The following is an 11528-nucleotide window of genomic DNA, read 5'->3' as shown; positions in this document are numbered from 1 at the left end:
GTTGTCTGGGACGGTTCGTCCCGTCCGGGGAGCATCATTCGGCGGGGTTGTGGGCCGGAGGTCCGTGTGGCGGGGTCCGAACGGCCCGTCCCCGAGGAAACCTCCGACGGTCGTTTCTACTTCCCTCCCGGCCCAGGATGGRCATCGGGCGGCGGCGCCGTGCCTGCGCCCGGTCCTGTACCGGTCGGCTGGTCCGGCTGGTCCGGATGAGCGCTGTCACACCTGCCGTCGCGACATGTTCTGATGTTGGAGGTGTTATGACCGTCGATGACCGGACGACAGTGTCGAGGCGTACGGGCCCGCACGCGCGTCCGTACATGTATCTCGAGGTCGGACGCCCCGAGCTCGACGGCTCGCGGTTCACCGATGAGCAGCTCACCGACAGGCAGTTCACCAGGGCGGTGCTCTCCGGCCTGGAGACGGTCGAGACGCACAGCGCGACGCTGTACTTCTCCGGCGACCGCGTCTTCAAGGTGAAGAAGCCGCTGGATCTGGGCTTCCTCGACTTCCGCACCCGACAGGCGAGGGAGGCGGCCTGCCGGGCCGAGGTCGAACTCAACCGCCGCCTCGCCCCCGACGTCTATCTCGGCGTGGCCGACATCCGCGACAATGCCGGCACGCTGGTGGACCACATGGTCGTGATGCGGCGGATGCCCGCGAACCGGCGCCTGTCCARCATGATCTCCATGGGTCGGCGGGTGGACGGGCAGCTGCGCGCGCTCGCCCGGCTGCTCGCCGCCTTCCACCAGCGGTGCCCGACCTCCCCCGAGATCGCCGAGGCGGGCAGCCCGGCCACCCTCGAGGGACTGTGGCAGGAGAGCCTGACCGGGATCGCGCCGTTCAGCGGGATGTTGATCGACTCGAGTGCCATCGACGAGATCGGCCGGCTCGCCCCCCGCTACCTCGCCGGCCGGGCGGCGCTGCTGGCCGAGCGCCAGCGCGCCGGCTGGATCCGGGACGGGCACGGCGACCTGCTCGCGGACGATATCTACTGCCTCGACGACGGCCCACGGATACTCGACTGCATCGAGTTCGACCGCCGGCTGCGGCTCGGGGACGTGCTCGGCGACATCGCCTTCCTCGCCATGGACCTGGAGCGCCTTGGCGCCGCCGACGCCGCCGAAAGGTTCCTGACCTGGTACGGGGAGTTCGCGGGGGAGAAGCATCCGCCGTCGCTGCGGCATCTCTACATCGCCTACCGGGCGCTGGTGCGGGCCAAGGTCTCCTGCATCCGGGCCCGCCAGGGCGCGCCGGAGGCCGCCCGGCAGGCGCGCCGGCTCGCCAGGATCGCGCTGTTGCACCTGCGGCGCGGCCGGGTCCGGCTCGTCCTCATCGGCGGCCTGCCCGGCACCGGCAAGTCCACCCTGGCCGGCAGGCTCGTCGACACCGAGGACGGCTGGGTGCTGCTGCGCTCCGACGTCGTCCGCAAGGAACTGGCCGGCCTGCCCGCCGACACACAGATCCCCGCCGGCCTGTTCGAGGGGTACTACGACGCCCAGACGACCGACGCCACCTACACCGAACTGCTGCGCCGGGCCCGCCATGCCCTGGAACGAGGTGAGAGCGTCGTGCTCGACGCGTCGTGGTCCACGGCCGCGTACCGCGCCGCGGCCGCCGCCCTCGCCGAGCAGACCAGCAGTGACCTCGTCGAACTGCGCTGCGTCACCTCGCCGGAGGTGGCCGCCGCCCGGATCGCCCGCCGTGCCGCCGCCGGGGAGGACCCCTCCGACGCCACCCTCGCCGTCCACCAGGCGATGGCGGCCCGCGCCCAGCCGTGGCCGACCGCCAGCGTCATCCAGACGGCGGTGCCGATCAGCGAGGCAGTCCTGGCCGTCCAACGCCGCGTGAACGCGCCATGAGCGCGCTGCGCGTAGCGCCCCCCGCGTACGCGGTTCGTCCGCGCCGACGAGGCGGCGGCGGGCCTATTTCTGGGCGGCCTGTTGTTGCTCGTTCCGCTGCCCCTGGAGTTTCGTGGCGTAAACCGCAGCCTGGGTACGGCTGGTCAGCTCGAGCTTGTCGAGGATCGCCGACACGTAGTTCTTCACCGTCTTGTCGGACAGGTGGATCCTGGACGCGATCTGCCGGTTGGTCAGCCCTTCGGCGATCAGTAGCAGAATCTCCCGTTCCCGCTCGCTGAGCGTCGCCAGCCTGCTGTCCTCGGCCGGGCCCTCCCGCAGCCGGGCCAGCACCTTCTGCGTGACGGCCGGGTCCAGCAGGGAGCGTCCCGAGGCGATTGTGTGGATCGCGCCGACGAGATCCGTACCTTTGATCTGCTTGAGCAGATAGCCGGCCGCGCCCGCCATGATCGAGGCGAACAGGGCGTCGTCGTCGTCGTACGACGTCAGGATCAGACAGCCGACCTGCGGATGCGCGGAGCGGATGTCCCGGCACACGTCGATACCGCTGCCGTCCTCCAACCGCGCGTCCAGCAGCGCGACCTGCGGGTTGGRCGCGGGTATGCGGCGCAGCGCCTCGCTCACGCTCGATGCCTCGCCGACGACCCGGATTTCCCCGGTGTCCTCCAGTACCTCCCGGATGCCACGCCGGACGATCTCGTGATCATCCAGAAGAAATACCCGTACCGGATCCATGGCGGAGCACACTACCTGCAGGTGCCACCGTTTACCATTCGGACTGCTCTGGCGCTGCCAGGATCCCCGCGGTCTCGGATCCCACGGTTTTTCCGGTTTCCAGCGGACGACACCCGCCCGTTGTCAGGCCGGACATGTCCCGGCATTCACGGATTCTCGCCGACAGGTCTCCAACGGCCCCCGGACGGACCGTCGGCCCCGAGCGAACCGTCCGCCGTGACAGCCGTGACAGCCAGGCCGGCCGCCAGCCGGCACCGGGCCGGGCCGGGCCGCCAACCATCACGGAAGATCGTCGCGAGTTTGTCGTTGTGTACGCTTATGGCGCCAAAAAGCGTACACAACGACAAACTCGCCTGGATCATGTCCCGGATGGCCGGCTAGGCGCTCGCCCCGCTCACGGACCCCGCCAGCCCGAGGCTTCTCGTTACTGGCGGAGCTTCTTCAGGCGCTGGCCCAGATCGATCAGGCTGCTGGACAGCGCCTCCACGAACGATGAGCCGATCTTTGAGGCACTTTCGCGGACTGTCGGGTCCTTCGCCGCCTGGCCGGCCGCGGAATAGGCCCGGTCCAGGGTCGCGCGGAGCTCGGCGAGTGCCTCGTCGACCCCCCTGCGGTCGAACGGACGCTCGCCGACGACGTCGTCGAAGTGCGCCTTCACCCGTTGCCCCAGCGTGGTGAGACTGTTTGCCACGTCGTCCCAGGCTGTCTTCGTGTCGGTCATGCGGTCGCTCCCTTCTCACCTGTATCTTGCAGCATTTCCCAGCCCGCCTGCCGCAACCACCTGGGACGGGACCTCGACCGGGCAACCAGCCCACAACCAGACATCAACTAGACAACACGCCGGACAACACCGGCGCCGATCAGACGGTCAGGCGCCGGTGGGACCCTGCAGCCCGGGGTAGCTCGGCGCTGGCGGGAGGTAGCCGGATACCGGTCGGAACACCACGAAGGATGCGGACGGCCTCTGGAACGGACGGCCTCCGGCGTGGCCGCGCGGCTCCGTCTGCCTACCCGGGCCGGCGCGTCACGCGGGGCGGGCGGGACGACGCGCCGGCCGGGCACCCGATGCGGTGCCGTCCCCGTCCGGATCGGCGATGACGTAGCCCATGCCGCTGGGGGTGCGGTCGCCGACGCCCGCGTAGCAGGCGAAACGGGCAAGGGCGTCGATGGCGCCGCGCGTCCGCGGCGGAACGTCCGCCGGCGCGGCGAGCTGGTAGCGGACGAACCCGACGCAGCCACGGCGTTTCGGCGTCCCGATCTTGATGACGTACTCGGTGGTGAAAAGTCGCATGTCGACGAGCTCCAGGTGATCGCCGATCGCGGCCTCGACGTCGGCGGGTAACGGCGCGACGGACGGCGCCCAGCGCAGCCACCGGGCGGCCAGCGTGCCGAACACCCGCTCGGGCTCGGGCAGGATGCGCTGGCGGCGCGCACCGTCACCGCGTCCGGTGGCGAAACTGACCGGCGTGACCAGCCCGAACGCCCACGATGTCGCCGGGGCGGCGGTGGCGGCGGCGAGCAGATCCGGGTAGGGCTCGACCTGGACGAACTCGACCGTTTCGGTCACGTAGTCGGTGGAGCCGAAACGCCACCGGTCACGGTTGCGCAGAGCGCCGAACATCGAGCCGATGATGTCGTCGAACAGAATCCCGACCTCGAAACGGACGGTCACCGACGACCGGTTGGGGGCACGCTGGTGTTCGTCGAGAAGCGGGGTGATGGYGAACGGCCGCGCCGGTGGGCCGCCCGGGGAGCCGTCATGCAGCCAGGCGCTGGCCTCGGGCGAGAGCTCCTCACGGACAGCCGCGAGCACGGCGGCATTGACCGCCGGCCCCGTGTCCGGCGGCGGCAGCGCCCCCGGCGACGCCGGCCTGACAGCCACGACAACACGAGCGGGCACAGCTCACCCTCCATCCTCCGCGGTTCACCTGCTGATCCTATAGTTTTGACTGTCATTATCCCTTTATTCCATTTTATGTCTTTTATGTGGGGACGCCCGCGTCAGGGGTTCTTCTCGCGGCGCGGTCCCCCGGACTCACTCCGGATCTCCACGGTAGGCCGCTGAAGCATGCGCGCCGCTCCTGAGCCTCCTCACTCGGCAGCGCCCGGCGGCCTGGTCTCCCTCCTGCGCCCCGCCGACACGCCCCACCTGTCCCTGACGGACGATGGAGGGGTRAGGCRCGCGCGCCMGCAGGTCGAAGCACAAACCACTCTTACTGTCAAACGACTAATCCATGATCGTTGTCCCCAACCTCCGACACGCCGAAGAAGCGGGGAGGTTGTGGGAAAGATCCATAACCTTGTGACCTGTGCAAACACAAACGATCAAGAATTTTCGCCCAGTTATCCACAGCCCCTCCCAACGGGTTGGGGGACGATCTTGCAAACGCCCAGGTCAGACCCCCCAGGATCCGTGGTACTGTCGCAGAGCCCCAACTTTCCGCATCGGATTGAAACACTCGCCCTCCGGCATGAGGGATCGGGCCCAGAGTCGCAGAGCCCCAACTTTCCGCATCGGATTGAAACCAAACCCACCTCTCCCCCGTCCCGCTTCGGTGCGGTCGCAGAGCCCCAACTTTCCATATCGGATTGGGGTGGATGGTGCTGTTCACTGGAGTTGAGCCGGGTGTTGCGGAGATGAATGGGTGCTACCGGTGAGACATGAAAATACCGGCCGGGGTGTCGGAGGGACGCCAGGCGTCTGTGGGGAGCCAGCGCATATCCTGGGCGCATCGGGGGCAGGGCTGGTAGGCGGCGACTCGGTCACTGGGGAGTATGAGGCTGCTCAACCCGGCGGTCACCCGGGTCGCGGTGAATCCCGCGACGGGCGGGATGTACCAGCCGCTCTGCTGAAAACGGTCCGCGAACGGGCGCAGCGCCGTGCGGACGAGCGCGCGGCGCTCTTCGTCGGCGATGTCGTACAGGACGACGACCGGCCCTTTCACGATGTCACGATCCAGCCGCCCGCGGGCGGGGCGTCCATCGGTATTCCCGCCCATGAGGACCCGCAACTGCCACAGTATGGTAGGACGAGAACATGGTCCCGCCGCTCGATCATGCCGGTAAACCGGTTGGCGAGCCGTCCCATCAGCGCTGGTGGGACGTCGATGTCATAGACGCTGTGAAGGATGCGCGGGCCGTGCCGTTCGAGAACTTTTCCGACCCGCTGCCGACGGGCGTCATGGGAAATGTCGAACGTCACCACATAACCGGCTCGTAGGATGCTCACCGTCACCTCCACAGGAACGGTTGGTATTCCTCGGATTCGCCGAGCACCCAGCCGCGGAATTCCCGGCACTGGCCGCGCAGCCTTTCCGCGTACGACCCGCTCCCGGTTCCTTTGGGCCAGCCGCGTGCCGGTGTCGCCAGGCGGGCACGGAACCGCTTGATGGCCGCCGATGTGACCTCCGGTGYCAGCCGCGGCCCGTCCGGGGTCACCGTCACATGCTCAGGGTGCGCCGCACCCAGCCTGATCAGCGCGAGCACGGTCGATTCCAGCAGGATGGGCCGCCATTCCTCCATCAGGTCGAAAACCAGTGTTGGGCGGCCACGGCCCGGAGTGTGCAGAAACGACAGGTAGGGGTCGAGGCCGGCGGCCACGACCGCTCCCATGACGACTTCCCGCAGCAGTGCCGAACAGTAGTTGACCAGCACGTTGACGATGTCGGCGTCGGAGCGGTCCCGCCGCCGGAAGCCACCGGCGGCCGTGTCGCCGAGCAGCAGCCGGATTCCCCGGAAATAGGCACCGGCGGCGGCGCCTTCGACCCCGAGCAGAGTCCCGAGCGTCGGCGCCTCGTCCACGAGATTCGCGAGCTCGGCGAGCCGGTGCGCGAGCGCCCACACCTCGTCCGGGCTTGTGCTGCCCGTGGCGCGCCGCCGAAGCAGAATGTCCTGGTTGTGGATTTTCCCACGGACGACGGCGCGGGCCAGTTCCAGCCGGGCGGATTCGTCCCCGGAGCGGGCGAGCTGCCGCCGCCGTACCTCGATGTGCGGGGCGGACGGCGGCTCGAGCCGGCCCCGCGCCCGCCCGTCATCGGTCAGCAACACGAGCGGGATGTCGTCGGCGAGCAGCGCGTTCATCGTCGGCGTGGTCACCGTGACGTTGCCGAGCAGGATCACCTCGGCGACCAGGGACAACGGCGCGGACGTGACGACCTGGCCGTCCCGCGAGACCACCAGCCGCCCGCCGCGCTTCGACAGCACCGAGCCGTGGCCCCCGACGTAGAGCGGCTGCCTGGTGATCATAGCCATGGTCGCCGCTCCCGTCCGCCCGCCGCGGACCGACGGGCATCCGGCGTAGGCCAGCCGCGCGACGCGGCCTCACCGCCGCCCCGCCCGCCGCCGGGTACACCATCACCAAACCGCGTCGGAGCACGGCCAAGATCGTGACCATCGGGGCGTTCCCCGGTCRCCGGCCGGTGGCCGGAGGCGTTGCGTCCCACCGACATCGGGTGCGTCCAACCCTCGTTCGGCGACTCCGCCCATCCGCCGTCCCGGAAGAACACCCAGCCGAGGAACGAGAAGCCGGTGTCGAACGTCGACACATAGGTCTTGCCGGGATTCGCCCGCAGCCGCAGGCTGGTCAGCGCGGCGTCGACATCGGTCGCGGCGGCGAGGGCGGCCTCCTCGTCCGGGCAGAACACGGCAAGATCGTCCGCATATCGGACGAGATGCCCGCGCCGGCCGTGCACGACCTGGTCGAAGTCCCGCAGGTACAGGTTGGYCAGCGCGGGACTCACCGGTGCGCCTTCGGGCAGGCCGCGGCCACGGTCGACCACGCCGTATTCGGTGAGCAGGGGCGCGGACGCCCACGCTCGCGCCAGCGCGACAGCCTCCGGACCGATGGCCGTCCGGGCCAGCGCGTCCGCGAGCAGTTCATGGTCGATTTCGCGGAAGAACTCGGCGATGTCGGCTCGCAGGACGGTACGCAGGCCGGCGTCTCGGCACCGCTCCGCCTGCGCGAGCGCGTCCARCCACGAGCGGCCACGCCGATAGGCGAAACTGACCTCGGCGGACGAGGCGTCGAGCCGCTTCCCGCAGACCTCGAGGAAGGCGCGTTGGGCGACCCGGTCACGGACGGTCGGCAGACCCAGCCGGCGGCGCTTCCCGCCCCGGGTGATCGTCATGAGCCGCAGCGGCTGGGGCTCGTACGTCCGGGTCCGTAGCTGTTCGGCGAGGCGGTCGAGCCGCACCCCGAGCTGCCGGCCGAACGTCTCGACACCGATCCCGTCCGCGCCGGCCATGGCGCTGCCCGCCGCGACCCGCGCCCAGGCTCCCCACAGAGTGGATTCGCGTGCCATCCGGTCGAGTGGGCTGTTGCCGCTGTTCACCACCGTCACCGTCAATCACCTCCAACCTGTCCTGACGGACGAAATGACGAAATCCCGATTACCGGCTGTATGAAACGGTTTGCTGGAACAGCTGATCGGAAACGGCTGGCGGCCTGGAATGCGCGGGAGAGGGGAACGGCGGGATTCCACCCGCGTCGCCGAGACCGCGCACCGAGTCGGAGCCGCACGCGGGGCAGCCGTCCACCCGGTCGGCGTCGAGGGTGACGACCGCGGGGCGGACGAGATCTATGAGCAGATGGGTCGCCGGTGGGCGCCACGGCCACACCCAGTTCAGGACCTCACCGAGCGCGAACGCGACGACCRCCTGGTTGAGGAACAGCACGCTCGGTGCGGGGTCGTGCGCGTCGGCGGGCAGATAGCCRGCGGCACGGCGGGCTGCCCGCGCGGCCGGGTCCAGCTCGAGGGCCGCGGCGGCCGGGTCGTACCCGCACTGGCACAGCAGGCACGGCCCTCCCGGGCGGACGACGGCGACATGCCCGCCGACCTCCAGCGCTCCGGGTGCTCCGGGTGCTTCCGATGTTCTCGGCGTTCCGAGCCCGTCGTTTCCGGGCTCTTCGTCGGTATCGGTATCGTCGCTGAAGGCATCCGGTGATCGGCTGATCTCGACGCCGATGTCGATGTAGAGCCGGCCGTACTGGACGGCAAGAAGATTGAGCGCCCAGCGCGGGGCGTGGCCGTCCACACCGCCGATGAGCACGTCGGCGCAGCGCAACGCGCTCCACACCTCGTTCTCCAGAATCCCGCCGGATAGTGCCACGACCGGCAGCGCGGGATCGATGTTCCTCGCGAGCCGGGCGGCCACGTCCACCTTGGGACGTCTCTGGCGGGCGTCGTCGGGAGTGGCCCCGACCACCCGGTTGAGATTCGTGATCTCGACGATGTCGGGGTCGACGACGAGCAGCCGTCCGATGCCGAGATGCGCGAGCCCCTGGACGGCAAGCGATCCGGCGCCGCCGACGCCGACCACCGCGACGGTGAGATCGCGCAGTCTGGCCTGCGCGGCCGCGCCGAACGCGCGTACCTGCCGGTCGAAGCGGCCCTCGACCAACCGTGTGCGGTCCATGCTGACGCTCCTGGGATTCCGATGCCTGTCGGATGCCTATCGGACGAGTTCCACGGTGGTTTCGGAGCGGCCGAGCAGCCGCAGCTCGTCAATGGTTTCCAGCACGCCGGTGGACGGGTTCCGCCACATGCCYGCCACGGAACGTTGCCCGAGCACGAGCGACGCGGGGAAGACAGGCGGCAGGGAGGGGATCGTGTCGGAGAAATCGGCGTGGGTGATCCGCATGTTCGCCTCGTCATGGCCGGAGAACCACACCGAGCGGTCGGCGAACGGGTGCGTGTGGACGTCGATGAGCGACAACGCGCATTCGTAGCATTCACGCAGCACCGCTCTGGTCAGCGTATGATCCACTTCGACCCGGACGCTGGTCTRCAACGTGAGAGCATCGTCCGGGACGGGGATTGCGTAACGGACGAATATGTCCGTGGTGGCCCGTCCCCACGGATCCGTCCATTCGCTGGCATGGCCGAGCAGGTACGCCATCCGCTCGACCGGGACGTCGAAAAGATATCGGCGGGTCTGCCGCCAGACGGTTTCGGGAACACGGACCACGCAGCGGGTGGGGCTCATCAGTCCGCCGTCCCGAGGTAGGTCCTGATCGCTTCCACGAATGTGATGAGCGAGTCGTGTTCGGCGTTCCAGTTGTGCCCGGTGTCCTCCAGGCAGTACCAGAAGTAGCCGAGGTCGGCGTACGGATTCTTGTGGCCCTGGAAGTAGTGTCCCGGGCTGACGAGCCGGTCACCGTCACGGCGCTGGAGCTGTGAACCGAGGTAGAAGCCGTCCGGTGCCGACTCGGGGTAGGTCAGGGGCGGGACGAGCAGGACGGTGGTGCGGTCCGGGAACCAGCCGGCGGGGAGCCGGAAATCCGGGATGATGACCCACGAGTCGTCGTCCGCGACACGCAGACCGGGGTAGCCGCCGGCGARCTGCGCGGCCTCCCAGCGGACCCGGCGATGGCGGAGATTTGAGGGTGCGAAATCACCGCTGTTGCTGCCGCCGCTGCCGCCGCCGCTGGGCCGGGTGGCCGGTTCGGCAGCCTTGGAATGCCGTGCGTGATGCGCGAAGACCTCGCCGTCGGCGATCCGGATACGCTGCCCGTCGGGAACGATGGTGTTCCGGTCGCGCCCCTGCCGGACGAGAACACGGTCGGCCGGTATCCCGCCGGCCCGCTTGAGTTCGGCGCCCGTCAGATCGTCCGCGATCACTGGGACGTCGACACCGTTGATACGGATCGTCTTGGCCACGGTGCTCTCCTCGTCGGTGTTCTTCCCATTGGCCCGGTGCTCATCGGCCCGATGCGCCGCCTTCCCGGCGTTCACCTGTGTCTGACGGATGGGGCGGCGCATCTCCGCCTGTGGCCCGCACGTGATCTTTCTGTGACGGGTTGGCGCCGCGTCACCATGCCGCTCCGTTACCTGTACTGCCGCCAGGATGAAGGCGCTTCGAGTCTGATCATGGGCGGCTTCTTCGCGTCTGGCAGTACGTAAGGCGCCAGTCTGACTACTGTGGGAAGCGATGCTGGCGCGGGCGGTGCCGCTCGGGGCGGTGGCGCGGCGCAGAGGACACCACCGAAGAGCCCGCAGGCGAGCAGCGCCGTCATGCGGAAGCCCGCCCACGGCGCCCGCCGCCTCGCCCGTGCCGCACCCGGGCTCACCGCCGCTGCTGGCCGGCTGGGTCGGCCAGCCCGCGATGGCCGACCCAGCGGTGGGGACCGATCCGGTAACGGAGTCCGTCTGGGACGGGCATCCGAGGCGAGAGCGCCGGCGACGTCAGGAATCCATCCGTGCTGGGTAGGCACGCCATCGGTTGGACGTCGGGAAGCCGGGCCTCGGAGAGCACCACGGCTGGCCGGAGCGGGAGGTGTGTGCCTGGCCGGACGAGCTGCAACCGGTGGACGGTACGTCGAATCGCGATACTGAGCCGCCCCCGACGGCTGGGCCGCCACTGCCGGGCGCGGCCTGGCCCGCGCCCGAACCGGGATACTCCTGGCCGCGAGCGGTTGGACCGACAAAGACCCGACCGCCGGGTGATCAGCCGGCGTATACCGTAGCCGCCCCGCGGATGGTTGCGCCGGCGCCGGTCCCGGTGCCGACGGCCGGGGCTGGGGGCCGGGCAGGTCGACAGGGACGGCGACCCCATGTTCGTCGATGCGCAGCCGAGGCGGGTCCGTCATCGCAGCTCTCCTTATCCCTCATGGATGTGCCCACCGGCATCCGACGGATGATGGAGCGGTAACGGTCGGTCTCCGCCAGCGGAACGGGGTGATGCACGGATGCGCCTGGTTGTCAAACGTCCGATTCATGATCGTTGCCCCCAACCTCCGACACGCCGAAGAAGCGGGGAGGTTGTGGGAAAGATCTATAACCCTGTGACCTGTGCAAACATAAACGATCAAGAATTTCCGCCCAGTTATCCACAGCCCCTCCCGGCAGGTTGGGAGACGATCTTGCAAACGCCCAGGTCAGACCCCCCAGGATCCGTGGTACTGTCGCACCGCCCCAACTTTCCGCACCGGATTGAAAC

At 69.2% G+C, this 11528-nt stretch carries 11 protein-coding genes; 1 reads left to right on the top strand and 10 read right to left on the bottom strand.

Annotated elements, in window-relative coordinates; all coding sequences use genetic code 11:
- Positions 1 to 257 precede the first annotated feature (257 nt).
- Positions 258 to 1859 (top strand): AAA family ATPase, encoded by a 1602-nt coding sequence (locus BL254_RS18755; RefSeq protein ID WP_076844331.1) that lies wholly within the window; start codon positions 258 to 260, stop codon positions 1857 to 1859.
- Positions 1860 to 1922: 63 nt separating this feature from the next.
- Here BL254_RS18755 and BL254_RS18750 read toward each other — a convergent pair whose 3' ends face one another.
- The 10 genes from BL254_RS18750 to BL254_RS18705 all read right to left on the bottom strand — a co-directional run bounded on the left by BL254_RS18750 (position 1923) and on the right by BL254_RS18705 (position 10249).
- The gene (locus BL254_RS18750) at positions 1923 to 2591 is read right to left on the bottom strand and encodes a response regulator transcription factor (protein ID WP_076844329.1); all 669 of its coding nucleotides are present in this window, start codon (positions 2589 to 2591) and stop codon (positions 1923 to 1925) included.
- 424 nt (positions 2592 to 3015) lie between these two features.
- Positions 3016 to 3312, bottom strand: a complete 297-nt coding sequence (locus BL254_RS18745; RefSeq protein WP_047223748.1) for a hypothetical protein — start codon at positions 3310 to 3312, stop codon at positions 3016 to 3018.
- 303 nt (positions 3313 to 3615) lie between these two features.
- The gene (gene cas6 / locus BL254_RS18740) at positions 3616 to 4491 is read right to left on the bottom strand and encodes a CRISPR system precrRNA processing endoribonuclease RAMP protein Cas6 (protein ID WP_139342399.1); all 876 of its coding nucleotides are present in this window, start codon (positions 4489 to 4491) and stop codon (positions 3616 to 3618) included.
- 748 nt (positions 4492 to 5239) lie between these two features.
- Positions 5240 to 5536, bottom strand: coding sequence for a CRISPR-associated endonuclease Cas2 (locus BL254_RS18735; protein ID WP_047223746.1), 297 nt, complete (start codon positions 5534 to 5536; stop codon positions 5240 to 5242).
- Positions 5533 to 5820: a CRISPR-associated endonuclease Cas2 gene (gene cas2, locus BL254_RS27320; RefSeq protein ID WP_047223745.1), complete on the bottom strand. Its 288-nt coding sequence runs from the start codon at positions 5818 to 5820 to the stop codon at positions 5533 to 5535. The genes BL254_RS18735 and cas2 overlap by 4 nt, the downstream gene beginning before the upstream one ends.
- Before the next feature lie 2 nt (positions 5821 to 5822).
- Complete coding sequence (gene cas1, locus BL254_RS18725; RefSeq protein WP_083731195.1) at positions 5823 to 6842, bottom strand: CRISPR-associated endonuclease Cas1; 1020 nt, start codon at positions 6840 to 6842, stop codon at positions 5823 to 5825.
- On the bottom strand, positions 6833 to 7930 hold the full coding sequence (locus BL254_RS18720; protein ID WP_076844323.1) for a reverse transcriptase domain-containing protein: 1098 nt from the start codon (positions 7928 to 7930) through the stop codon (positions 6833 to 6835). Before BL254_RS18720 ends, cas1 begins: the two co-directional genes overlap by 10 nt.
- 49 nt (positions 7931 to 7979) lie before the next feature.
- Positions 7980 to 9005 (bottom strand): ThiF family adenylyltransferase, encoded by a 1026-nt coding sequence (locus tag BL254_RS18715; RefSeq protein WP_076844321.1) that lies wholly within the window; start codon positions 9003 to 9005, stop codon positions 7980 to 7982.
- A 36-nt stretch (positions 9006 to 9041) separates the two neighbouring features.
- Positions 9042 to 9575, bottom strand: a complete 534-nt coding sequence (locus BL254_RS18710; protein ID WP_076844319.1) for a hypothetical protein — start codon at positions 9573 to 9575, stop codon at positions 9042 to 9044.
- Positions 9575 to 10249 (bottom strand): E2/UBC family protein, encoded by a 675-nt coding sequence (locus BL254_RS18705; RefSeq protein WP_175648416.1) that lies wholly within the window; start codon positions 10247 to 10249, stop codon positions 9575 to 9577. The genes BL254_RS18710 and BL254_RS18705 overlap by 1 nt, the downstream gene beginning before the upstream one ends.
- Between the last annotated feature and the right edge of the window lie 1279 nt (positions 10250 to 11528).

Origin of the sequence: Protofrankia sp. BMG5.30 (assembly GCF_001983005.1) — a bacterium.
Lineage (GTDB): Bacteria > Actinomycetota > Actinomycetes > Frankiales > Frankiaceae > Protofrankia > Protofrankia coriariae.
This window is presented reverse-complemented; position numbering and strand designations above follow the sequence as displayed.

Coding starts and splice junctions, on each gene's coding strand:
- BL254_RS18745 (WP_047223748.1), bottom strand. CDS start 3,312: ATGACCGACACGAAGACAGCCTGGGACGACGTGGCAAACAGTCTCACC.